This window comes from Delftia deserti (assembly GCF_042653485.1).
GTDB classification, from domain to species: Bacteria; Pseudomonadota; Gammaproteobacteria; order Burkholderiales; family Burkholderiaceae_C; genus Comamonas; species Comamonas acidovorans.
On record NZ_JBHSIH010000001.1, the window covers coordinates 1,232,183 to 1,254,395 of the forward strand.

The 22,213-nt window shown below is 66.1% G+C and carries 20 protein-coding genes and 3 tRNA genes; 5 read left to right on the forward strand and 18 right to left on the reverse strand.

The features are described 5' to 3' along the window. Positions 1-210: 210 nt before the first annotated feature. The 10 genes from ACFPFG_RS05935 to ACFPFG_RS05980 form a co-directional block, all read right to left on the reverse strand. A tRNA-His gene (locus ACFPFG_RS05935) sits at positions 211-286 on the reverse strand. A gap of 245 nt (positions 287-531) precedes the next feature. After that, a tRNA-His gene (locus ACFPFG_RS05940) sits at positions 532-607 on the reverse strand. Between the two features lie 74 nt (positions 608-681). Next, on the reverse strand, positions 682-2,577 hold the full coding sequence (locus ACFPFG_RS05945) for a SurA N-terminal domain-containing protein (RefSeq protein WP_183018971.1): 1,896 nt from the start codon (positions 2,575-2,577) through the stop codon (positions 682-684). A gap of 60 nt (positions 2,578-2,637) precedes the next feature. Further along, a tRNA-Val gene (locus ACFPFG_RS05950) sits at positions 2,638-2,713 on the reverse strand. Positions 2,714-2,727: 14 nt separating this feature from the next. Beyond that, the gene (locus ACFPFG_RS05955) at positions 2,728-3,000 is read right to left on the reverse strand and encodes an HU family DNA-binding protein (RefSeq protein WP_012204727.1); all 273 of its coding nucleotides are present in this window, start codon (positions 2,998-3,000) and stop codon (positions 2,728-2,730) included. 452 nt (positions 3,001-3,452) lie between these two features. Beyond that, the gene (gene pgsA, locus ACFPFG_RS05960) at positions 3,453-4,022 is read right to left on the reverse strand and encodes a CDP-diacylglycerol--glycerol-3-phosphate 3-phosphatidyltransferase (RefSeq protein ID WP_026062576.1); all 570 of its coding nucleotides are present in this window, start codon (positions 4,020-4,022) and stop codon (positions 3,453-3,455) included. A gap of 77 nt (positions 4,023-4,099) precedes the next feature. Beyond that, positions 4,100-6,052 carry an excinuclease ABC subunit UvrC gene (gene uvrC, locus ACFPFG_RS05965; protein WP_312374648.1) on the reverse strand — a complete coding sequence of 651 codons (1,953 nt, stop codon included), beginning with the start codon at positions 6,050-6,052 and terminating at the stop codon, positions 4,100-4,102. Between the two features lie 58 nt (positions 6,053-6,110). Beyond that, complete coding sequence (locus tag ACFPFG_RS05970) at positions 6,111-7,097, reverse strand: Bug family tripartite tricarboxylate transporter substrate binding protein (protein ID WP_380105581.1); 987 nt, start codon at positions 7,095-7,097, stop codon at positions 6,111-6,113. A 53-nt stretch (positions 7,098-7,150) separates the two neighbouring features. After that, a complete protein-coding gene (locus ACFPFG_RS05975) occupies positions 7,151-8,140 on the reverse strand; it encodes a hydroxymethylglutaryl-CoA lyase (RefSeq protein WP_183018968.1) in 990 nt (329 codons plus the stop codon). Continuing rightward, positions 8,137-9,354, reverse strand: a complete 1,218-nt coding sequence (locus tag ACFPFG_RS05980; RefSeq protein WP_197956758.1) for a CaiB/BaiF CoA transferase family protein — start codon at positions 9,352-9,354, stop codon at positions 8,137-8,139. The genes ACFPFG_RS05975 and ACFPFG_RS05980 overlap by 4 nt, the downstream gene beginning before the upstream one ends. Positions 9,355-9,521: 167 nt before the next feature. Here ACFPFG_RS05980 and ACFPFG_RS05985 point away from each other — a divergent pair, with 167 nt between their 5' ends. The 5 genes from ACFPFG_RS05985 to ACFPFG_RS06005 all read left to right on the forward strand — a co-directional run bounded on the left by ACFPFG_RS05985 (position 9,522) and on the right by ACFPFG_RS06005 (position 14,491). Then, complete coding sequence (locus ACFPFG_RS05985) at positions 9,522-10,406, forward strand: LysR family transcriptional regulator (RefSeq protein WP_012204721.1); 885 nt, start codon at positions 9,522-9,524, stop codon at positions 10,404-10,406. A 5-nt stretch (positions 10,407-10,411) separates the two neighbouring features. After that, positions 10,412-11,545, forward strand: a complete 1,134-nt coding sequence (gene earP / locus ACFPFG_RS05990) for an elongation factor P maturation arginine rhamnosyltransferase EarP (RefSeq protein ID WP_380105585.1) — start codon at positions 10,412-10,414, stop codon at positions 11,543-11,545. A gap of 158 nt (positions 11,546-11,703) precedes the next feature. Then, positions 11,704-12,258 (forward strand): elongation factor P, encoded by a 555-nt coding sequence (gene efp, locus ACFPFG_RS05995; protein ID WP_016445346.1) that lies wholly within the window; start codon positions 11,704-11,706, stop codon positions 12,256-12,258. 138 nt (positions 12,259-12,396) lie between these two features. Next, on the forward strand, positions 12,397-13,017 hold the full coding sequence (locus ACFPFG_RS06000) for a DUF2239 family protein (RefSeq protein WP_380105587.1): 621 nt from the start codon (positions 12,397-12,399) through the stop codon (positions 13,015-13,017). A 175-nt stretch (positions 13,018-13,192) separates the two neighbouring features. Beyond that, the gene (locus ACFPFG_RS06005; RefSeq protein ID WP_380110233.1) at positions 13,193-14,491 is read left to right on the forward strand and encodes an MATE family efflux transporter; all 1,299 of its coding nucleotides are present in this window, start codon (positions 13,193-13,195) and stop codon (positions 14,489-14,491) included. A gap of 62 nt (positions 14,492-14,553) precedes the next feature. On the opposite strand, the gene adhP is transcribed toward ACFPFG_RS06005, so the two are convergent. The 8 genes from adhP to ACFPFG_RS06045 form a co-directional block, all read right to left on the reverse strand. Continuing rightward, a complete protein-coding gene (adhP, locus tag ACFPFG_RS06010) occupies positions 14,554-15,582 on the reverse strand; it encodes an alcohol dehydrogenase AdhP (RefSeq protein ID WP_380105589.1) in 1,029 nt (342 codons plus the stop codon). A 150-nt stretch (positions 15,583-15,732) separates the two neighbouring features. Continuing rightward, positions 15,733-17,121, reverse strand: a complete 1,389-nt coding sequence (gene rimO, locus ACFPFG_RS06015; RefSeq protein ID WP_380105591.1) for a 30S ribosomal protein S12 methylthiotransferase RimO — start codon at positions 17,119-17,121, stop codon at positions 15,733-15,735. Between the two features lie 92 nt (positions 17,122-17,213). Continuing rightward, positions 17,214-17,753: a polyhydroxyalkanoate synthesis repressor PhaR gene (gene phaR / locus ACFPFG_RS06020; RefSeq protein ID WP_197956762.1), complete on the reverse strand. Its 540-nt coding sequence runs from the start codon at positions 17,751-17,753 to the stop codon at positions 17,214-17,216. Positions 17,754-17,962: 209 nt separating this feature from the next. Continuing rightward, positions 17,963-18,385 carry a hypothetical protein gene (locus ACFPFG_RS06025; RefSeq protein WP_197956763.1) on the reverse strand — a complete coding sequence of 141 codons (423 nt, stop codon included), beginning with the start codon at positions 18,383-18,385 and terminating at the stop codon, positions 17,963-17,965. Between the two features lie 54 nt (positions 18,386-18,439). Further along, positions 18,440-19,189 carry a 4'-phosphopantetheinyl transferase family protein gene (locus ACFPFG_RS06030; RefSeq protein WP_183017403.1) on the reverse strand — a complete coding sequence of 250 codons (750 nt, stop codon included), beginning with the start codon at positions 19,187-19,189 and terminating at the stop codon, positions 18,440-18,442. Then, a complete protein-coding gene (locus ACFPFG_RS06035) occupies positions 19,186-20,361 on the reverse strand; it encodes a prohibitin family protein (protein WP_183017404.1) in 1,176 nt (391 codons plus the stop codon). The genes ACFPFG_RS06030 and ACFPFG_RS06035 overlap by 4 nt, the downstream gene beginning before the upstream one ends. Beyond that, positions 20,358-22,019: a cyclic peptide export ABC transporter gene (locus ACFPFG_RS06040; RefSeq protein ID WP_197956764.1), complete on the reverse strand. Its 1,662-nt coding sequence runs from the start codon at positions 22,017-22,019 to the stop codon at positions 20,358-20,360. The genes ACFPFG_RS06035 and ACFPFG_RS06040 overlap by 4 nt, the downstream gene beginning before the upstream one ends. Before the next feature lie 3 nt (positions 22,020-22,022). Continuing rightward, the gene (locus ACFPFG_RS06045; protein ID WP_016445291.1) at positions 22,023-22,205 is read right to left on the reverse strand and encodes a hypothetical protein; all 183 of its coding nucleotides are present in this window, start codon (positions 22,203-22,205) and stop codon (positions 22,023-22,025) included. Positions 22,206-22,213: the final 8 nt, after the last annotated feature.

Genomic DNA, 22,213 nt, shown 5'->3' on the forward strand with positions numbered 1-22,213 from the left:
GGCGTCCAGTCTGCAGGGCCGTCGTCGAAACGCCACTGCAACGGGCACGCCCAGATCGGGCCATCGATTTCGCCCCGAAAGGCGGCACGTACGTACGAGCGCACACTCCCAGCCTCCATCTCCTGCCATGGCCGAAGCGAATATTCGACATCCCTGGCAACGGAAAAGCAAAAATCCCCAGTGCATTCCTGCACTGGGGATTTTTTTGTTTGGGGTGGCTGATGGGGCTCGAACCCACGACAACAGGAATCACAATCCTGGACTCTACCAACTGAGCTACAGCCACCGTAGAAGCATCGAATTATATGCCAGAAACCGGCAGCCAAATGACTTGCGGGCAGCAACTGCTGTGTTGCCCTGTGCGCTGCACGATCAGATCTCGCCGGAAGACGCGGCCAGCAGCCCCTCTGTGCGCCTGCCGCAGGCAAAACGCCCTGCCTGCCTGATCTGGAGGCTTCGGGCATCTCCAGCCAGAACCGCCGCCGAAAGCAAAAATCCCCAATGCATTTCTGCACTGGGGATCTTTTTATTTGGGGTGGCTGATGGGGCTCGAACCCACGACAACAGGAATCACAATCCTGGACTCTACCAACTGAGCTACAGCCACCGTAGAAGAATGCTATTGTATGTCAATAAACTGCTTGATTTTTGAAATTTCTGTTTTTCTAGAAATTTCTCTCATCAGGGGCGCGGGACCTTGATCTGCACCTTGAGCTGTTTCTTGAGAAGCTCGTAGTATGCCATAGCTTCTGCGACCGCAGAGCTTCGCAGGAAGTCCTGCTTCTGCGCGGCAGCGGCCTGTGCATCATCGGCCGGACGCTCGACGATGCGGTTGATCTTGACCACGGCATAGCCTTGGGCACCCATGTCGACACCCGTCCAGGCAGGCAGTTGAGCGGTCGGTGCACGCAGGGCGGCATCCACCACTTCGCGCGACTGGCCTTCCGGCTGGTCACGGCTGATCACCTTGGCGGCAGGCAGTTGCGCCGCATCAGGCTTGGCCTTCCATGCTGCAAGCTTGGCCTCGCCATCGGCCTTGGCCAGTTCGGCGGACTTTTGCGCCACGTACAGGGTGCGCAGCTTGTCGCCGACCTCGGCCATGGGCAGCGTGCGGGCCGGCGTGTACTCCACCACGCGGCCGGCCACCAGCTGGCTGGAACCCAGCTCCACTGCATCGGTGTTGCGCTTGTTGTTCAGCGAGTCGCTGGAGAACAGCGCTTCCAGGAAGCGGGGATTGGCCAGGGGACCCTTGACGTTGGGGCCAGGCTGGCGCGTCACATGGTCTGCCTTTTGCACGGTGAGCTTGAACTTTTCGGCCACGGGCTGCAGGCTGTCCGACTGCTCGTAGACCGCATTGGAGAAGCCTTCCGCCAGTTCGGCGAACTTGCGCTGGGCCTGTTGCTGCTTGAGTTCGGCTTCCAGCTTGGGACGCATCTGCTCGAAGCTCGGAGCCTTGGGCTTCTTGATGTCCACCAGCGAGATGATGTGGTAGCCGAAGTCGCTGTGCACCACGTCGCTGATGTCGCCCACCTTCATGCCGAAGGCTGCGTCCTCGAAGGGCTTGACCATGGCACCGCGGCCGAAGTAGCCCAGATCGCCGCCCGATGCAGCGGAGCCGCCGTCCTGCGAATTGGCCTTGGCCAGTTCGGCGAAGCGCTTGGGGTCCTTGCGCAGCTCGGCCAGCAGTTCCTCGGCCTTGGCCTTGGCTTTTTCCTGCTCGGCAGCAGGCGCATCCTTGCTTGCATTGATCAGGATGTGGCTGGCACGGCGCTCTTCGGGGCCGGCCAGGCGCTCGGCGTTCTGGTTGTAGTAGGAACGCACATCGTCTTCGCTCAGCGTGATGCCGGCCTCGATGCTGGGAACGTCCAGCAGCAGGTACTCCACCTTGGCCTGCTCCGATTGCTGGAACTGGCTGGTGTGGGCATCGTAGTAGGCCTTGAGTTCGGCCTCGGTGGGCTGGACCTTGCTGGCGTAGGCGCTGGCTTCAAAGCGGGCCACCTGCACTTCGCGGCGCTGGTACAGCGCATCGATGGCCTGCCTGACCTGGGTGTCGGTCGCAAAGGCCGTACCCGTCACGCCACCCATCACCTGGTTCATGGACAGCTCGCGGCGCAGGTTGGCCTCGAAGCCTTCGGGCGTCAGGCCCTGAGATCCGACCAGGGCGCGGTAGGCCTCGGCATCCATCGAGCCATCAGGCTTCTTGAGCGCGGCAATCGCGGGGATCTCCTGCAGCGTGCGCACCAGTTGCGCATCGGACGCGGCCAGGTGCATCTTCTGCACGGCAGCGGCCAGCACCTGGTCACGCACCATCTTCTCCAGCGTGGCGTAGCGCGCCTGCGGCGAGTCCAGCAGCTTGGGGTCGATGTTGGGGTTCTCGGCGCGCAGGCGATCACTCTCCATGCGGTGCGCGTTCTCCCAGTCGGCCTGCTTGATCTCATGACCATCGACACGTGCGACGATGACGCTGGACTCCGTGAAGTAGTTCTGGTTCACACCCACGAAGATGAACGAGGGAATGATCAGCAAGAACAACAAGATCATCACGAACTTGGAATGCTTGCGGATGGATTCGAACATGGTCTGTCGTCTTTCAATGGCAGAAATAGAAAAGGCGAACTTTCGTTCGCCTTTTGTTCTTGGTGGGTGCTGACGGGGTCGAACCGCCGACCTACGCCTTGTAAGGGCGCCGCTCTACCAACTGAGCTAAGCACCCCACCTTGACTGGTGTCAGTTCAGGGCATCTTTCAATGCCTTGCCCGGACGGAACTTTGGAACCTTGGCGGCCTTGATCTTGATGGTTTCGCCGGTGCGGGGGTTGCGGCCCGTACGAGCAGCGCGCTTACCAACGGCGAATGTGCCAAAACCAACGAGCGACACTGTACCACCCTTTTTGAGGGTTTTCTTCACAGCCTCAATCGTGGAATCCAGTGCGCGAGCAGCCGCAGCCTTGGAGATGTCGGCGTTGTTAGCGATGTGCTCAATCAGTTCGGTTTTATTCACAAGATGCCTCTGGAGAAATAAGTGAATGGGATGTCTCTGCGGCCACCAACTTGGCTCGGCCAGAGACCCGGCGCGACGGATACGGAATCTGGCTTGCCGCTGGACGCCTGCCCCGGGGGCAGACATCGGTGAATTAAAGCCATCGACCTTCCAGGTGTCAATGCACGCTGCGCATCGCAGCGACAGGGGACGATTCTATGCGGTTTTGGCGCCAGCTTTGGCTTTGCGGCCGGTTTTTTGCGCCCAGCCGAGGCTAGCGGCTTCACGAATTGACAAGGGTTGACAATGGACTTGTCCTCTGCAGGCCTTGCCGGTGCTGCAAAGCGCATCATCGCTTCGCATCCGCGGCGCCACAGCTGCTGCCCTGCCTGATTCAAATGCTTCCGAAAAAATAGCAACGCCAGACAGTTTGACGTGTCTGGCGCAGGATCCGGGACCGGTCGAAAAGGCCCTCAGTGCGTGACCCGCGCGCGGATCTCGGGCAGGGCTTTTTGCAGGTAGTACACCATGGACCAGACGGTGAGCACCGCCGCCACCCAGATCAGCACCTGGCCCCAGACGCCGGTGTCGATCATGCCGAACACACGGCCGTCGTACAGCAGGAAGGGGATGGCCACCATCTGCGCCGTGGTCTTGAGCTTGCCCAGCATGTGCACGGCCACGCTCTTGCCCGCGCCCAGGTGGGCCATCCATTCGCGCAGGGCCGAGATGGCGATCTCGCGGCCGATGATGATCAGGGCCACGAACACGTCGGTGCGCTGCAGGTGCACCAGCACCAGCAGCGAGGCGCAGACCAGAAACTTGTCGGCCACCGGATCGAGGAAGGCGCCGAATGCCGATGTCTGGTTGAGCTTGCGCGCCAGGTAGCCGTCGAGCCAGTCGGTGGCCGCGAAGACGATGAACATGACCGTGGCGACCAGGTTGCGGGTCGCCACATCGAACGGCGCGTAGAACACCCCGACGATCAGCGGAATCGCGACGATCCGCGTACAGGTCATCAAGGTGGGGATTGTGAGAAACATGGCCGCCATTGTGTCACGTACCTTGGTGTTTGAGGTTCTGTTTCGGGGGCCGCGGTGCAGCCTGCGGGACGGTCATTTCAATGCAATGCACGGTAGATATCTTCAGCCAGCGCGGCCGAGATGCCATCCACGCTGCACAGGTCCTCGACGGTGGCTTCGGACACGCCGCGCACGCCGCCAAAGCGCTGCAGCAGGCGCGCGCGCTTCTTGGGGCCCACGCCCGGAATCTCTTCGAGCTTGCCGCCGCTCACCCGCACCTTGGCACGCGCCGCGCGCATGCCGGTGATGGCGAAGCGGTGGGCCTCGTCGCGGATCTGGGCCACCAGCATCAGCGCGGCCGAGTCATGGCCCAGGTAGATTTTCTCGCGCCCGTCGGCAAAGACCAGCTCCTCCAGGCCGACCTTGCGCCCTTCGCCCTTCTCCACGCCGACGATGCGGGAGACATCCAGTCCAAGCTGGTCGAACACCTCGCGTGCCATGCTGACCTGGCCCTTGCCGCCATCGACCAGCACCAGGTCGGGCAGTTGCGGCTGCTTGCCCGTGAGCTCGGCACCTCCCGCCTCTCTTTGGGCTTCGGCGACGCGGCTGTAGCGGCGGGTCAGCACCTGGCGCATGGCCGCGTAGTCGTCGCCGCCCGTGATGCCCTCGATGTTGAAACGCCGGTATTCGCTGCTTTGCATCTTGTGGTGATGGAAGACCACGCAGGAGGCCTGCGTGGCCTCGCCCGCCGTGTGCGAAATGTCGAAGCATTCGATGGTGAGTTCATCGAGGTTTTCGCAGGCCAGGTCCAGCGCCTCGACCAGGGCGCGCGTGCGCGCCTGCTGCGAGCCTTCTTCGGCCAGCAGGCGGGCCATCTGGATGTCGGCATTCTTTTGCGCCATCTCCAGCCAGATGCGCCGCTGCTCGCGCGGCTGCTGCACGGCGGTGATGCGCACGCCGCCTTGCTCGCTCAGCAGGGCCAGCAGCTTCTTGTCCACGGGATGGCTGACGATGAGCACGGGCGGCACGGCCACGCCGGTGTAGTGCTGGGCGATGAAGGCCTCCAGCACGATGTCCTCGACCGGGCGCGCGGACTCGGCAAGGCTGGCCTCTTCCTCGCTGGCGTAGACCGAGGCGGCATCGCCCAGATTGGCGGGAAAGTACGGCCGGTCGCCCAGGTGGCGGCCGCCGCGCACCATGGCCAGGTTCACGCAGGCGCGGCCGCCCTGCACTTTCACGGCGAGGATGTCCACGTCGCGGTCGTCGGCGGTTTCTATGACCTGCTGGTGCAGCACGCGCGACAGCGCCGTCATCTGGTTGCGCACCTCGGCGGCCTGCTCGTACTCCATGCGCTCGGCCAGCTCCATCATGCGGGCCTCCAGCTGGCGCAGCAGTTCCTGGGTTTCGCCGCGCAGCATGGCCTCGGCATTGCGCACGTCCAGCGCATAGGCTTCGGGCGAGATCAGATCCACGCAAGGGCCGCTGCAGCGCTTGATCTGGTAGAGCAGGCAGGGCCGCGAGCGGTTGGCAAAGACCGTGTCCTCGCAGGTGCGCAGCCGGAAGACCTTCTGCAGCAGCTGTATGCTTTCCTTGACGGCCCAGGCGTTGGGATAGGGGCCGAAGTAGCGGTGGCGCTTGTCCACGGCACCGCGGTAGTAGGCCATGCGCGCGAAGCGCTGGTGCGCGGGCTCGCCGGCCTGGCCGTCGCGCGCGGCCACGCCGGTGATCTTCAGGTAGGGATAGCTCTTGTCGTCCCGGAACAGGATGTTGTACTTGGGGTGCTGCGTCTTGATGAGGTTGTTTTCCAGCAGCAGGGCTTCGGCCTCGGAGCGCACCACCGTGGTCTCCAGGCGAGCGATCTTGCCGACCATGTGGCCTATGCGCGTGCCGCCATGGTTCTTGCTGAAATAGCTGGAGACGCGGCGCTTGAGGTTGATGGCCTTGCCCACGTACAGCAGGCTGCCTGCCGCGTCGAAATAGCGATAGACGCCGGGCAGGCCCGGCAGCGCTGCCACCTGGGCCAGCAGTTCATCGGAATGGGGTTCGGACATGCGCCTATTGTGGCCGCTGCCCGGGCCCGCCGCAGCGGGCCTGCGGGCCTTCAGGCTCTTACTCGGCCTCGATCTTCGAGGACTTGACCACCTGGGACCAATTGGACCACTCGGTCTTGACCATGGCGCCCAGCTGCTGCGGGTTCATGTAGTCCGCCGTGGCGCCCTGCTCCTGCGCCTTTTGCTTGAAGGCCGGGTTCTCCACCACCTTCTTGAGGTCGGCCGTGAGCTTGTCGATCACGGGCCTGGGCGTGGCGGCGGGCGCAAACACGGCAAACCAGGAGGTGGCGTTGACGCCCGCATAGCCGGCCTCGGCCGTGGTGGGCGCATCAGGCAGGCTGGGCAGGCGCTGGGGGCCGGTCACGGCCAGCACGCGCAGCTTGCCGCTTTGCACATGGGGCATGAAGGGCGGCGCCGTGCCGAAGGTCAGGTCCACCTGGCCGCCCAGCAGGTCCTGCAGCGCGGGGCCGGTGCCCTTGTAGGGGACGTGGACCATCTTGATGCCGGCCTGCTGCTCCAGCATGGCGCCCGTCACGTGCTGCAGCGAGCCATTGCCTGATGAGGCGTAGTTCAGCTTGCCGGGGTTGGCCTTGGCATAGGCCACGAGTTCGGCCAGCGTCTTCACGGGCAGTTCGGACCGCACCACGATGATCTGCGGCGCCGACAGCACATTGGCCACGGGCTGGAAGTCGCCCTGCTCCCAGATGCGGGCCTTGGTCAGGTGGGGCGAGATCACGTGGTAGCCCGAGTACTGCATGAGCAGGGTGTAGCCATCGGCCTCGGCACGCTTGACCAGGCTGGCCGCAATCGAGCCGTTGCCGCCGCCCTTGTTGTCCACCACCACCGACTGGCCGATCACGGGCGCCAGCGCCTGGGCCGCCATGCGCGCCGCCAGGTCGGTGGTGCCACCGGCTGCGGCAGGCACGATCATGGTGATGGTCTTGGCGGGGTAGCCGCCCTGCGCCAGCGCGGCCGTGCCGCCCAGGCCCAGTCCTGCGATGGCGATGGCCACGGCTGCGATCTGCCTGCGTTGAATCTTCTTCATCTTTGTCTCCTTGAGGGTTGTCCGGTTCTTGTGGGTGAAATTTCGCGCCGGCCTCAGCCCTTGGCCAGCGCCCGTTCGCGGATGGCCGCGAACTCGGGCGGCGGCTGGTGCAGGTCCAGCCGCGCGCCGGCCTTGGCGATCTGGCTGGCCGTGTCATGGCCGATCAGCGCGGGCAGGCTGCGCGCGGCCGCAACGATCCGCGCCAGGTCCACGCCGGTGTCGTAGCCCATGAGCTGCAGCGCATGGACGATGTCCTCGGTGCAGGCATTGCCCGAGGCGCCGGGCGCGTAGGGGCAGCCGCCCAGGCCTCCGATGGAGGCGTCGAAGCGGTCGCCGCCCGCCTCGATGGAGGCCAGCACATTGCCCAGGGCCATGCCGCGCGTGTTGTGGAAATGCAGGGTCATGCCCAGCTGCGGCCAGCGCTGCCGGAAGGCAGCCACCATGGCGCGCACCTGGGTCGGGAAGGCCATGCCCGTGGTGTCGCACAGCGTGATGCCCTGCACGCCCAGGTCGGCAAAGCGCTGCACCCAGTCGAAGACTTCCTGCTGCGGCACATCGCCCTCCATGGGGCAGCCAAAGCAGCATGACAGCGAGACATTGACCGGCACGCCGGCCTGCTGCGCCGTGGCCACGACCTGGGCCAGCGCCGCGAACGACTGGCTGCGCTGCATGCGCAGGTTGCACAGGTTGTGCGTCTCGCTGACCGACATGACCAGGTTGAGCTCGTCCGTGCGCGCCTCGATGGCGCGCTCGGCGCCACGGGCATTGGGCACCAGGGCGGTGTAGACGGTGCCGGGGCGGCGCTCTATCTCACGCATCACGATCTCGCCATCGCGCAGCGCGGGAATGGCCGTGGGCGAGACAAAGGCCGTGACCTCGATCTTGGACAGGCCGGCCTGCGACAGCGCATTGACCAGGGCGATCTTGTCCTCGGTGGGGACAAAGGCCTGCTCCATCTGCAGCCCGTCGCGCGTGCCGACCTCGTTGAAGAAAACGCGGCGGCCCGCGCCCTGCCAGACATCCGTGGGGTGGACGGCATTCATTGGATCACTCCCTTGCTGCGCAGCAGCGCAATCTGTTGGGCCGTGAGGCCGGCCTCGGCCAGCACGGCATCGGTGTCATCGCCCACATGGGGCGCACTGCTGCGCACCGTGCCGGGCGTGAGCGAGAGCTTGGGGACGATGCCCGGCACCTCGATGTCGTCGCCGTCGCGCGTGTGCTGGCTGAGGATCATGTCGCGGGCGCGGTAGTGCGGGTCCTCGGCAATGTCCTTGGCCGTGTAGACCTTGCCGGCCGGCACGCGCGCGGCGGCCAATTGGTCCATCACGGACTGCACGCTCTGGGCACGCGTCCAGCCGCCGATGACGGCGTCGATCTCGGCGATGCGTGCCACGCGGCCCGCGTTGTCGGCCAGCTGCGGATCGTCGGCCAGGTCCTGGCGGCCGATGGTAGCCATCAGGCGCTTGAAGATGGAGTCGCCATTGCCGGCCACCAGCACCCAGCCGTCCTGGCAGGGATAGGCGTTGGACGGCGCGATGCCCGGCAGCGCGCTGCCCGCCGCCTCGCGCACGGCACCAAAGGCGCTGTATTCGGGCAGCAGACTTTCCATGACGTTGAAGACGGCCTCGTGCAGCGCCACGTCGATGACCTGGCCGGCACCGCCGTTCACCTTGCGGTGGTACAGGGCCATCATCACGCCGATCACGCCATGCAGCGCGGCCAGCGTGTCGCCAATGGACACGCCCACGCGCACCGGCACCCGGCCCGGCTCGGCTGTCAGGTGGCGCAGGCCGCCCATGGCCTCGCCGATCACGCCAAAGCCCGGCAGGTCGCGGTAGGGGCCGGTCTGGCCGTAGCCCGAGATGCGCAGGATGACCAGGCCGGGATTGAGCGCATGCAGCTCCTCGGGCGACATGCCCCAGCCTTCCAGCGTGCCGGGGCGGAAGTTCTCGACCAGCACATCGGCCTCGGCGATCAGGCGCCGGGCGATGTCCTGGCCCTCCTGCTGGCGCAGGTCCAGCGCCACCGAGCGCTTGTTGCGCGACTGCACCTGCCACCAGACCGAGGTGCCGTTCTTGATCAGGCGCCAGTTGCGCAGCGGATCGCCTGCGCCCGGCGCCTCGATCTTGACCACGTCGGCGCCGAACTCGCCCAGCGTCTTGCCGCAGAACGGCCCGGCGATCAATTGCCCCATCTCGACCACGCGCACGCCGTTGAGTGCGCCGGGGGTGGGAACCTGCCTTGTCTGTTGTGTCATGGGTGAACGCTTCCTCGTTGTCTCCACGGCCTGCCTGCGATGGCATTGCCGCGGCGCCGATCTTGCCGCCGTCCGCGCGCGCCGCAAAACGCTCAAGCGCGACGCTGCCATCGCAAACCGGCATGGCAGAACCCAGCCGGACGGGGCCGGGCGATAATCGCCACCCCATGAAACTCGACCCGATTTCGCTGCGCCTGTTCGTGGCCGTGATGGAGGAAAGCGCCATCGCACGCGCTGCCGCACGCGAACACATCGCCCCCTCGGCCGCCAGCCGGCGGCTGGCCGAGCTGGAGAGCCAGCTGCAGGTGGAGCTGTTCACCCGCAGCAACCGCGGCAGCGTGCCCACGGCTGCCGCCTATGCGCTGCTGAACATGGCGCGTGGCGTGCTCAACGACCTGGACGGCATCGGCGAGCAGATGCGCGAGTACGGCAGCGGCCTGCGCGGCCATGTGCGCGTGATGGCCAACATCTCGGCCATCACGCAGTTCCTGCCCTCCCAGCTGCAGCGCTTCCTGGACCAGCACCCGCATGTGGACGTGCGCCTGCAGGAGCGCGTGAGCAGCGACATCGCACGCGCGGTGGCCGACAACGAGGCCGACATCGGCATCCTCAACCAGGGCAGCTATGGCGAGAAGATCCGCCTGCGCCCGTACCGCCGCGATCGCCTCATCGTGATCGTGCCCCAGGGCCATGCGCTGGTACGCAGGCGCTCGCTGCGGCTGGCCCAGGTGCTGGACCATGACCTGGTGGGCATGCACGCGGGCAGCGCGCTCAACCACCAGATCACGCGCGCCGCCGCCGACCTGGGCCTGCAGCCCCGGCTGCGAATGAAGGTCACGGGCTATGACGCGCTGTGCCTGATGGTGGCCTCGGGCCTGGGCGTAGGCATCCTGCCCGAAGGCAGCGCACGCCTGTACCTGGGCGCCCTGCCGCTGCGCTGCATTGCGCTGGACGAGCCCTGGGCCGAGCGCCAGCTGATGCTGTGCGTGCGCTCGCAAGAGGCACTGCCGCCCGTGGCGCAGTTGCTGGTCGAACATCTGTGCGAACCCTGATTCCCATGCTTGCCTTCAACCCCATCCCCCCGGACCCGCCGCCAAAGCAGGCCACTGCACGGACCTGGGACATCTTCTGCCAGGTCATAGACAACTTTGGCGACATCGGCGTGTGCTGGCGCGCTGCCACCGACCTGGCCTCACGCGGCCAGCGCGTGCGGCTGTGGATGGACGACGCCAGCGCCCTGGCCTGGATGGCTCCCCGGCCGCACCCGGCCGGACTCAGCGTCCATGGCTGGCCCACGCAGGCGCAGGACGTCCCACAGTCCATGGGTGATGTGGTCATCGAGGCCTTCGGCTGCGAGATCCCGCCGCCCTTTCTGGCAGCCATCGCGCGCCGGGCACCGCTGTGGATCAACCTCGAATACCTGTCGGCAGAGGACTATGTGGAGCGCTGCCACCGCCTGCCCTCGCCGCTGATGTCGGGGCCGGCTGCGGGGTTGACGCGCTGGTTCTTCTACCCGGGCTTCACGGCCGCCACGGGCGGCCTGCTGCGCGAGCCGGACCTGGCCGCGCGCCAGGCAGCTTTTGCTTCCGAGGGCCGGCAGGCCTGGCGCACACGCCACGGCATAGGCACCGGCGATTGCGCCATCTCGCTGTTCTGCTACGAGCCCCCTGCCCTGCCTCAATGGCTGGCCCAACTGCATGCAGCGCCCCTTGCGCCGCAGGCCACGCATTTGCTGGTGACCCCGGGGCGCGCAGCCGCCGCCGTGCAACAGGCCATGGCCAGCGTGCCCGCCACGGAACAAGGCGCGGTGACCCGGCATGCGCTGCAGCCCTGCCCCCAACCTCAGTTCGACGAGATGCTCTGGGCCTGCGACCTGAACCTGGTGCGTGGCGAGGATTCGCTGGTACGCGCGCTGTGGGCTGGCCAGCCGCTGGTCTGGCACATCTATCCCCAGCACGAAGACGCCCATCACGACAAGCTCGACGCCTTTCTTGACTGGCTGCAGGCACCGGCCAGCCTGCGCGCCTTCCACCACGCCTGGAACGGCATGGCACCTGCAAGCACCCTGCCCGCAATCACGCCTGCGCTGCTGCAGCATTGGCAGGAATGCGTGCAGGCGGCACGCTTGCGGCTGCTGCAACAGACCCCATTGATTGAGCAGCTACAAGCTTTCGTGACCGAAAAAAGCTAGAATGCACGTTTTGCCTCCCTGGAGGCGCCGCTGCGGGCGACCGCCAGCCGGCCGCCACTGACCAGGGTTGCACCCGCCGCGGAACTGCGGCAGGCGCACCGTCCCAGCGACTTCGCTTGCCTGCCCTGTTGAGCGGCTCAACCTCAGCCAAGCAAGCTATGAAAATCGCTCAAGAAATCCGCGCCGGCAACGTGATCATGCACGGCAAGGACCCGATGATCGTCCTGAAGACCGAATACGCTCGCGGTGGCCGCGGCGCCGCCACCGTCCGCATGAAGCTCAAGGCCCTGCTGTCGAACATGGGCACCGAAGTCGTGTTCAAGGCCGACGACAAGATCGACAACGTGATCCTGGACAAGAAGGAGTGCACCTACTCCTACTTCGCCGATCCGATGTACGTCTGGATGGATGCCGAGTACAACCAGTACGAAGTGGAAGCCGCCAACATGGGCGACGCCATCAACTACCTGGAAGACGGCATGCAAGCCGAAGTCGTGTTCTACGACGGCAAGGCCATCTCCTGCGAACTGCCCACGTCCGTGGAACGCGAAATCACCTGGACCGAACCCGCCGTCAAGGGCGACACATCGGGCAAGGTGCTCAAGCCCGCCAAGATTGCCACCGGCTTCGAAGTGCCCGTGCCCCTGTTCGTGAGCCAGGGCGACAAGATCGAAATCGACACCCGCACAGGCGAGTACCGCAAGCGCGTCTGAACGACGCCTGCAGTTCCCCCTGCGAAGCCCCTGGCAGTCTCTGCCAGGGGCTTTTTCTTTGGCGGCATGCAGGACGATCGAAAAAATTTAACCCGGGTTTAATTGACTTGATATTTTTACCCGGCTAATATCTGCGCCATGACTACCAAATCCAGCGCAGCGGCCGCCGAGCCCGCCCCCAGCTACACCATCTTCCAGGGCCACAGCCGGCTGCTGCAGGCCGGCAGGCCGGCCATCCTGCAGTTCCTGCAAAGCCATGAGCAACAGGCCCACGGCAGCGGGTCCGCGCCGCCGCTGTGGGTGTTCGACGACCACAGCGGCATGCGGCTGGACCTGGACTGGCGCAGCGAGCTGGCCGCAGCGCCTGCCCCCACCGAAGCCGCCGCCCCCCGCAGCGTGGGCCGCCCCAAACTGGGCGTGGTGGCGCGCGAGGTGACCTTGCTGCCGCGCCACTGGGAATGGCTGAACCGCCAGCCCGGCGGCGCCTCCGGCGCACTGCGCAGGCTGATCGAGGAGGCGCGCGGCAAGCACGCCGCGCAGGATGCCGTGCGCGCCGCCACCGAAGCCGTCTACCGCTTCATGAGCGAGATGGCGGGCGACCTGCCCCATTTCGAGGACGCCAGCCGCGCCCTGTTTGCACGCCAGGCCGAAGCCTTTGCACAGCACACCGCCGCCTGGCCCGAGGATGTGCGAAGCTATCTGCAGCAACTGGGCGACCCCGTGTGGGCAGGCTCACCTGCGGCGCCAGCCCAGGACTGAAGACCTGACCCGGCCCGACCTCACTGCTTTTCTCGTCGCATTACCAGACACAACATGACGAAACCAACCGACCCCCCTGCCCCAGGCCGCCGCGCCTGCCGCATCCAGCCCCGCCGGGCCGCCCATTGCCGGCAGCCAGCCGTTGTGGCGCACCTTTCTGGTGTTCCTGGGCCCCATGGTGCTGGCCAACATCCTGCAATCGCTGTCGGGCACCATCAACAGCGTCTTCATCGGCCAGATGCTGGGCGTGCAGGCGCTGGCCGCCGTCGCGGCCTTTTTTCCGGTGATGTTCCTCTTCATCGCCTTCGTGATCGGCCTGGGCGCGGGCTCCTCGGTGCTGATCGGCCAGGCCTACGGCGCGCGCATGCACGACAAGCTGCGCGCCATCGCAGGCACGGCCATGTGCATGGGACTGCTGTTCGGCGCCATCGTGGCCCTGTTCGGCGGGCTGTTCACCGAGCCGCTGATGCGGTTGCTGGGCACGCCGCCCGACATCATGGAGCAGGCCACGCTGTACTCGCGCATCGTGCTGCTGGGCATGCCGGGGCTGTTCGTGTTCCTGCTGGCCACCTCGCTGCTGCGCGGAGTGGGCGACACGGTCTCGCCCATGCTGGCCCTGCTGATCTCCACGGGCACGGGCCTGGCCTGCACCCCGGCGCTGATCGCGGGCTGGGCCGGCCTGCCGCGCCTGGGCGTGGCCAGCGCGGGCGTGTCCATGATCCTGGGCTTCACCCTGGCGCTGGCCTGGCTGGGCTGGCGGCTGCGCCGCATAGCCAGCCCGCTGGCACCCAATGCCGAGCTGTGGAGGGCCATGCGCATCGACCGGACCCTGCTCAAGAGCATCCTGCGCGTGGGCATTCCCACCGGCGTGCAGATGATCGCCTCGTCCATGGCCGGGCTGGTCGTCGTGTCACTGGTCAACGGCTTTGGCTCCAGCGCCACGGCGGCCTACGGTGCGGTCAACCAGATCAACTCGTTTGCGCAGTTCCCGGTCATTTCGGTGGCCATCACGGCCTCCATCCTCGGCGCCCAGGCCATCGGCGCGGGCCGCAGCGAGCGCCTGGGCGCCATCACGGCCACGGCCATCCGCATGAACCTGGTGCTGGGCGCTGCCCTGGCCCTGATCGGCAGCCTGTTCGCACGGCCGCTGCTGGGCATGTTCATCACCGACGAGCAGGTGCTGGTGCTGGCCATCGAGCTGCTGTACATCGTGCTGTGGAGCGGTCTGCTGCTGGGCTGCTTCATCGCCCTGTCGTCCATCATGCGCGCCAGCGGCGATGTGATCATTCCCACGGCCATCACCATCACGGTGCTGGCCGTGCTGGAGCTGCCCCTGGCCTGGTGGCTGAGCCGCAGCTTCGGGCTGATGGGCATCTGGATGGCGCTTCCGCTGTCCTACACCCTGACGCTGTGCCTGCAGACCGCCTACTACAAGCTGGTCTGGAAGAAGCGCCCCATCCGCCGCATGGTGTGAGGCGTGCGCCATGCAAAACAGGCTTCCCTCGGGAAGCCTGTTTTTTTGGGGTGGGCAAAGCGTCAGGCGTTCAGGTCCAGCACCACGCGCCCTTCGATCTTGCCTTCATGCATGCGCGCAAAGATGTCGTTGATGTTCTCCAGCCGGTCGGTGGACACGGTGGCCTTGACCTTGCCCATGGCCGCGAAGTCCAGCGATTCCTGCAGGTCCAGCCGCGTGCCCACGATGGAGCCGCGCACGGTCACGCCGCTGAGCACCATGTTGAAGATAGGCAGCGGGAAGCTGCCGGGCGGCAGGCCGTTGAGCGACACCGTGCCGCCGCGCCGCACCATGCCCAGCGCCTGCTCGAAGGCCTTGGGTGATACCGCTGTCACCAGGGCGCCGTGTGCGCCACCGATCTCCTTTTTCAGGTAGGCCGCAGGGTCCGTGGTCATGGCATTGACCGTGACCTGGGCACCCAGGCGCCGGGCCAGCGCCAGCTTGTCGTCATCCACGTCCACCGCCGCCACGTTCAGGCCCATGGCCTTGGCGTACTGCACGGCCATGTGGCCCAGGCCGCCGATGCCCGAGATCACCACCCAGTTGCCGGGCTTGGTGTCCGTGACCTTCAAACCCTTGTAGACCGTGACGCCCGCGCACAGCACGGGGGCGATCTCGATCAGGTCCACGCTGCCGGGCAGCAGGCCCACGAAGTTGGCATCGGCCAGCGCGTACTGTGCAAAGCCGCCGTTGACGGAGTAGCCGGTGTTCTTTTGCTGCTCGCACAGCGTCTCCCAACCACCCAGGCAATGCTCGCAATGGCCGCAGGCCGTGTACAGCCAGGGAATGCCGACGCGGTCGCCCTCCTTCACATGGGTGACGCCCGCACCCACGGCGGCCACATAGCCCACGCCCTCATGGCCGGGGATGAAAGGCGGATTGGGCTTGACGGGCCAGTCGCCCTGCGCCGCATGCAGGTCGGTATGGCAGACGCCGCAGGCCTCGATCTTCACCAGCACATGGCCGGGATCGGGCCGGGGCACCCGGACTTCCTCGATGGTGAGCGGCTTGCCAAACTCCCGCACCACGGCGGCCTTCATGGTCTTGTTCATTCGCGCCATCCTTTCTTTGCGTCAAAGTAGGTACAGCATTTCAGCGAAGCGACCTGAACGCCTTGATCAAAATCAGGCCTTGGACCATCAAGGACAAAAAAAGCGGGCAAGGAAAACCTTGCCCGCTTTTCAGGGATGCGAATGCAGGCCTTACACGGGCTGGCCCACCAGGTCGTGGCCCTGCGTGCCCACGATGCGCGCCTTCACGAAGTCGCCCACCTTGTAGGTCTTGCTGGCCTTCTCGGGCGGCAGCAGGTGCACCAGGCCATCGATCTCGGGCGCATCGGCATAGCTGCGACCCACGCCGCCCTTCTTGCCCAGGCCCACGGACTTGTCCACCAGCACCTGCATGGTCTGGCCCACGCGCTTTTGCAGGCGCGCAGTGGAAACCTCTTCGGCCACGGCCATGAAGCGCGCGCGGCGCTCCTCGCGCACTTCCTGCGGCAGCATGCCGGGAATCTCGTTGGCGGCAGCGCCTTCGACCGGGCTGTAGGCAAAGCAGCCCGCGCGGTCGATCTGCGCCTCGCGCAGGAACTGCAGCAGGTGCTCGAACTCCTGCTCGGTCTCGCCGGGGAAGCCCGCGATGAAGGTGGAGCGGATCACCAGATCCGGGCAGATCTCGCGCCAGCGCTGCAGGCGCTCCAGGTTCCTCTCGCCATTGGCCGGGCGCTTCATGCGCTTCAAGACGTCGGGATGGCTGTGCTGGAAGGGCACGTCCAGATAGGGCAGCACGCGGCCCGTGGCCATGAACGGAATGATCTCGTCCACGCTGGGGTACGGATAAACGTAGTGCAGGCGCACCCAGGCGCCATAGGGCTCGGCGATCTCGGCCAGCGTCTGCACCAGTTCGAGCATGCGCGTCTTCACCGGCTTGCCGTCCCAGAAGCCCGTGCGGTACTTCACGTCCACGCCATAGGCCGAGGTGTCCTGGCTGATCACCAGCAGTTCCTTGACGCCACCCTCGAACAGCGCGCGCGCCTCCTTGAGCACATCGCCCACGGGACGCGAGACCAGATCGCCGCGCATGGAGGGAATGATGCAGAAGGTGCAGCGGTGGTTGCAGCCCTCGGAAATCTTCAGGTAGGCGTAGTGCCTGGGCGTGAGCTTGATGCCCGCCTCGCCAAAGGCGCCCGGCACCAGGTCGATGAAGGGATCGTGCGGCTTGGGCAGATGGGTGTGGACGGCATTCATCACCTCCTGCGTGGCGTGCGGACCGGTCACTGCCAGCACGCTGGGATGCACTTCCTGGATCAGGTTGCCGCCATCCTTGCCCGCCTTGGCACCCAGGCAACCCGTGACGATGACCTTGCCGTTCTCGGCCAGCGCCTCGCCAATGGTGTCCAGGCTCTCGCGCACGGCGTCATCGATGAAGCCGCAGGTGTTGACGATCACCAGGTCAGCGCCCTCGAAGGTCTTGGAGGTCTGGTAGCCCTCGGCGCTGAGCTGGGTAAGGATGAGTTCGGAGTCGGTGAGTGCCTTGGGGCACCCAAGAGACACGAAGCCCACGCGCGGAGCGGCCGCGCCGGCAGGGGTTGTCATGGTTGTTGCGTCGCTCGTGGGATTCATAGGGGCGATATTGTCCCAGTTCTGCGTGAACTTGGCACATCGCCCCCGAACTTATCCCTGAAAGCTCAGCTGCCGCGCTTGATGCCCAGGGCGCTCAGCATCTGCTCGGTCTGCTTTTGCATCTGCTCCTGCATCTGGGTGAACATGTTCTGCGACTGCTCCATGTAGCTGCTCATCATGTTCTGCATGGCGGGCGGCTGCATGCGCATGAACTGGCTCCAGGCCTCGGGCGAGGTGCCCTGGGCCTGCTCGGCCAGCTTGTTCTGGAAGTCGGTGAACATCTGCACGTTCTTTTCCAGGTACGAGCCCATGTAGCCCTGCATGGCATGGCCGTAGAAACGGATGATGTTGGCCAGCACGGTCTCGGAGAACATGGGCGCGCCGCCGGCCTCTTCTTCCAGAATGATCTGCAGCAGGATGCTGCGCGTGAGGTCTTCGCCGCTCTTGGCGTCCTTGACCACCACGGGCTCGTTGCTCATCACCAGCTGCTTGACTTCCGTCAGCGTGATGTAGGAGGACGTGTTGGTGTCGTAGAGACGGCGGTTGGGGTATTTCTTGATCACGCGCTGGGCGCTGGGGGCGGCGGCTGTTGTCGTCTCTTGCATTGCAATGCTTCTCCTCTTGTACGTGCTTGTACGGGCAATTGATCTATTGCACTGCAGCAGATTCTAGGCAGCGCCCACATCACCTGGCGCAGCAGTAACCCTGATGGTAGCCGCGTACGGCGCGCCTGCGGGCCTTGCCGCGCGCAACAGCGTCTCAAGGGCGACCTTGGCCAGGCCGCAGTGCGCAGCCAGTTGCAGGTCGCACGCCGTCAAGCCGGCAGGCCCGGGCTGGCAGGCGGCATTCCCAGGCTGGCATGCGTGGCCAGTTGCTCCAGCAAGGCCTCGCCGATGGCCCAGGTATAGGCGGCATTGATGCCTGCACAAGTCAGCGGCCCGGTGAACCAGCTGGCAATGGAGGCCAGGCGCAGCACCTGCGTGCCCAGGCGCGGCGGCTCCATGGCCTGCACGAGCCCGGTGATGACCTGCACCGCAAGCTCCTGTGTGAAAGGCGCGCCGAACAGCAGGCACAGCCGCTGCGCCATGCGCAGCTGCACGGCCATGGCGACGGCCGCGCTGATCATGCCGGGAGGCGCCGCAGCGCTGGCAGCGGTCATCAGCGTGTGATTGCGGATGACTTCGCGCGCACGCAGCCGGCGCAGGCCATCGCGGGTCAAGGCACGGGAAATGGTCATGGTTCAGCCCTCGTTTCACGCATGGTGTGCACGGCGCGCCGGGATCAGCCCCGCTCAGGCCTCCATCTCCAGCAGCAGCACTTGCACCTGGACTCCCGGCGCCCCCACGGCCAGCGCGCCCACATAGCCGGCCGGCACAGGCAGATCCAGCGTGGTCCAGTCCTGTGGCGCCATGCCGGCCGGGGCATGGCACAGCCAACCGGAGGCGGCAGGCCCGCAGTCCACGGCATAGGCATCCAGCGGCAGCGACAGCCCCTGGCCCACTGCCTTGGACACTGCCTCCTTGCGCGCCCAGCAGCGCATGGCCGCACCGGGCGCCTCTTCGGCAAGGGCCTCCATGGCCCGCTTCTCCGCGGGGTGGAAACAGGCCGCAATGCCCAGGAAGTCAGGGGGTGCCTGGGCGGATTCGACGTCGATGCCCGCCGTGGTGCAGCGCGTGGCCACGGCCCAGACCTGGTTGCCGCTGTGGCTCAGGTTGCAACCCAGCCCGAAGGCCGCGAAATCGGGCCGACCGAAGGAGTTGAGTGCCAGCGGCGCCAGCGCCGGCATGCCGCCATAGGCGCTGGCCAGACGCCGCAGCAGGCTGCGCCCCGCGAGGTGGCGCAGCGCATCGCGCCCCTGCACAAAACGCGCAGCGCGCGCATGTTCGCAGGTGGCGGTATGCGCCGCCAGGGCCGGGCGAAAGACGCGCTCGAGTGTCCAGTCCAGTGTCAGCCCCAGGCAGACGGCAGAGTCCGGCGCCAGGGGTGGCAGCTCAAAATCCAGCGGCGCATGGGCCGGCACGCGCAGCCGCTGCAGTGTCACCTGGCGGCCGCGATGCCATCGCGGTGCATGGACGGAGCAGGAGCAGGAGCCGCAGCCGCAGCAGGCGCCGGGGTGGCTTCCGGCCTGGCCGTTTCGCGCCGGTGCGTGTCGGGAACCGTCGGCCGTGGCATGGCGGACGAGGCAGGCCTGGCGTCGCGCACCAGCGGTCCGGCAACGGCATCTGCCGGCGTGGAGGCATCGCCCCTGCTGGTGCCGGCGACCGGCTTGCCGGCCGTCTTGCCCTCGGGTTTGAGGCCCTCGCCACCGATGGAGATCAGCGGCAGCCCGCCCGTCTTGTCGTTGCCCATGATGACCACCTTGGCATTCTCGGAGCGTGCCAGCTCCAGGGTCGCCTCGATGCCGCGCCAGCGCAGATAGGCATCGTTCATGCCGCCACTGATGATTTCCTGGAAGTTGCGGATGCCCAGTGCCTCGACCCGCTTGCGCTCGCTCTCCTGCCCTTCCTTTTCCACCATCAGCGCGTATTGCTCGACTTCGTGGCGGGTGACGTTCTTGCGCACGATGGCATCTTCCACGCCGCCCGGCAGCACGATGCGCTTGATCAGCACGTCCTCGATCAGCACCCACTCCTGGCCAGAACGCAGTTCGGTGTTGAAGCGGTGGCGGATGTCGTAGCGCACCGACTCCGAGATCTGGTTCTGGATTTCCAGACGGTGACTGGTGTAGATATCCTCGGGGCGGTAGATGGCTATCACGTCGCGCGCACGCGCACCGATGGACTGGCCCACCAGGGTCTCGGTGTAGTCGCTGCCGATGTAGCGGTGCAGCTCCCCCAGGAACTCGGGCACCAGGCGGAATCGCCAGGCCAGCGTGACCTGCAGCTTCAGTCCGTCGGAGGCCAGCACCTCGTACTCGCGGTCCACGCTCTGCAGGCGGGCGTCGTAGATGTAGAGGATGTCCCAGGGCGGAATCAGGGTCGTGCCCTCGGAGCGCACCGAGTCGATGTCCGTGCCCCCGCCAAAGCGCTTCCAGTGGACCCCGAGGTGGCCCGCCGGAATGGTGACGACCATGGAGGGCAGCAGAAAGACCAGCATGACCAGCAGGACCACGGCGGCGATCAGCAGATCGTCCCCGAAAAAACGCAGCCGTGCCCACAGCCTGCGGCCCATCGCGGCCATGCCGCCATCCCGGCTTGCGGTGGTGGCGTTCATGATGCACTCCCTCGGTTGGAGACGGAGGCGATGCGCCCGTCCTCTATGTGTACGCGGCGGTCCGCATGGTGGAAATAGCGGTCGTCATGGGTGATGGCGATGACGGTCACCCCCTTGTGCTGCAGGCGCGGCAGCAGGACCTCGTAGAACTTGGCGCGGAAATGCGGGTCCTGGTCTGCCGCCCATTCGTCAAGCACCAGCACGGGCCGGCCTTCCAGCTGGGCCGCCACCAGGGCCAGGCGCTTGCGCTGTCCGGTGGACAGGCCCACGGTCGAGAAGCGCCGGCCGCCCTCTATGTGTACCTTGCTCTCGATCTCCATCTCGTCGATCAGCGCATCGGCATGTGCGCTATCGACAGGGTCCAGGCCGTACAGCGTGCGAAACAGGTGGAAGTCCGAGAAGATGGCGCCGAACAGGTCGCGGTAGGCCTGCAGGCCCTGGGCGTCCACGGGCTGCCCGTCCAGGACGAGGGAGCCGGAGTCCAGCGGGTACAGCCCCGTCAGCAGCTTGACCAGCGTGGTCTTGCCCGAACCGTTGCCGCCCGTGATGAACAACGTCTCACCCCGGTTGATGCTCAGGTCGACAGGCCCCACCGTGAAACGGTCGCTGCCCTCGCCTCGCGTGAAGACGGCATGGCGCAACTCGATGGTGTCGAAGCTGGCGGGCGCGCCGGAATCGGTGCCCGTGCTCGTGGGGTTGCCAGTGCTGGTGCCCGGAGGCTCCACGTTGTCATCCAGCAGTTTCTCGACAGCCAGCAGGTTCTCCGCAGCCGCATTGGCCACGGTGATCTGCGGCGCGGCGGAGATCACACCCGACACCGGCCCGACCAGAAACAGCACGGCGGTCAGCACCTTGACCGTGATGGCCGCGAAGGTCGTGCTCAACACCGGCAGGATGAAGACCAGCGAGCCCAGCAGCACGAAGATCGCCGCCTGGGAGAACACGAAATTCATGCCCAGCGTGCGCTGCGCCAGCGAACGGTAGTGGGCCGTGCGCGAGGAGACGCGCACCGCATCGTCCAGCAGTTCCGCGGCGCGGCGGCTGGACAGCTTGATTTCCTTGAAGCCGCCCAGCAGCGCCTCGACCATCTCGTGCAGGGCGCCGATTTCCTCATGCGCGCGGCGCAGATCCTGACTGGCACGCTGGCCACGGCGGGCATACACGCGCGCGGCCAGCAGCAGGACCACCACCACCAGCCCGAGCGCAGGCAGGGACAGCGTGGCGATGTAGACCGCCGTGCACAGGATCATCATCACGGCCTGCACGCCCAGGATCAGGCTGCCGGCAGTGTGCGAGACGGTCTGCGTATCGGCATTGATGGCCGTGAAGATGGCGCCATGGCCGATCTTCTCCACCCCCACCAGGCGGCTGGCGGCCAGCTTGCGGATCAGGCGGCGGCGCCATTCGTCAACGATGCGCTCGACCTCGTCGGTGGTGGTGTTGAGAACATAGCGCTGGCTGAAGATGTAGACCAGCAGCGCCAATCCGTACAGCGCCACGTACTGGGCGTTGCCGCCCGAACGCAGCTGGCTGTCCGTCGCCACCGAGTTGACCACGGCCAGGATCACCGTGCTGGAGGCACCGGCGAGGAAAGCGACAAAGCCCAGGCGCTGCAGCGGGGTCCGCGCATCGCGGATCAGGAGTTCCGTCAGGCGCATGCGTCAGCGGCCACCCAGGCGGTCTTCGGCCTGCAGCGAGGCGAACAGCAGAAGGTAGATGAATGCCACCAGCGGCGTCAGCATGAAAGCCACGACCAGGGTACGCATCCAGCCCAGGCGGGTGCGCCGGCCGATGAAGGAAACGATCAGGCACAAAATCAGATAGATGAGAAAGGCGTTCGACATGCCCGGGC

Bases quoted from the DNA above. Each gene is read 5' to 3' on its own strand.
- ACFPFG_RS06005 (WP_380110233.1), top strand. From the start codon at position 13,193: ATGGTGCTGGCCAACATCCTGCAATCGCTGTCGGGCACCATCAACAGC.
- ACFPFG_RS05985 (WP_012204721.1), top strand. From the start codon at position 9,522: ATGAAACTCGACCCGATTTCGCTGCGCCTGTTCGTGGCCGTGATGGAG.
- earP (WP_380105585.1), top strand. From the start codon at position 10,412: ATGCTTGCCTTCAACCCCATCCCCCCGGACCCGCCGCCAAAGCAGGCC.
- ACFPFG_RS05980 (WP_197956758.1), bottom strand. From the start codon at position 9,354: ATGACACAACAGACAAGGCAGGTTCCCACCCCCGGCGCACTCAACGGC.
- ACFPFG_RS06035 (WP_183017404.1), bottom strand. From the start codon at position 20,361: ATGAACGCCACCACCGCAAGCCGGGATGGCGGCATGGCCGCGATGGGC.
- ACFPFG_RS06025 (WP_197956763.1), bottom strand. From the start codon at position 18,385: ATGACCATTTCCCGTGCCTTGACCCGCGATGGCCTGCGCCGGCTGCGT.
- ACFPFG_RS06040 (WP_197956764.1), bottom strand. From the start codon at position 22,019: ATGCGCCTGACGGAACTCCTGATCCGCGATGCGCGGACCCCGCTGCAG.
- pgsA (WP_026062576.1), bottom strand. From the start codon at position 4,022: ATGTTTCTCACAATCCCCACCTTGATGACCTGTACGCGGATCGTCGCG.
- ACFPFG_RS05970 (WP_380105581.1), bottom strand. From the start codon at position 7,097: ATGAAGAAGATTCAACGCAGGCAGATCGCAGCCGTGGCCATCGCCATC.
- ACFPFG_RS05975 (WP_183018968.1), bottom strand. From the start codon at position 8,140: ATGAATGCCGTCCACCCCACGGATGTCTGGCAGGGCGCGGGCCGCCGC.
- ACFPFG_RS06045 (WP_016445291.1), bottom strand. From the start codon at position 22,205: ATGTCGAACGCCTTTCTCATCTATCTGATTTTGTGCCTGATCGTTTCC.
- phaR (WP_197956762.1), bottom strand. From the start codon at position 17,753: ATGCAAGAGACGACAACAGCCGCCGCCCCCAGCGCCCAGCGCGTGATC.
- ACFPFG_RS05945 (WP_183018971.1), bottom strand. From the start codon at position 2,577: ATGTTCGAATCCATCCGCAAGCATTCCAAGTTCGTGATGATCTTGTTG.
- efp (WP_016445346.1), top strand. From the start codon at position 11,704: ATGAAAATCGCTCAAGAAATCCGCGCCGGCAACGTGATCATGCACGGC.
- adhP (WP_380105589.1), bottom strand. From the start codon at position 15,582: ATGAACAAGACCATGAAGGCCGCCGTGGTGCGGGAGTTTGGCAAGCCG.
- uvrC (WP_312374648.1), bottom strand. From the start codon at position 6,052: ATGTCCGAACCCCATTCCGATGAACTGCTGGCCCAGGTGGCAGCGCTG.
- ACFPFG_RS06000 (WP_380105587.1), top strand. From the start codon at position 12,397: ATGACTACCAAATCCAGCGCAGCGGCCGCCGAGCCCGCCCCCAGCTAC.
- rimO (WP_380105591.1), bottom strand. From the start codon at position 17,121: ATGACAACCCCTGCCGGCGCGGCCGCTCCGCGCGTGGGCTTCGTGTCT.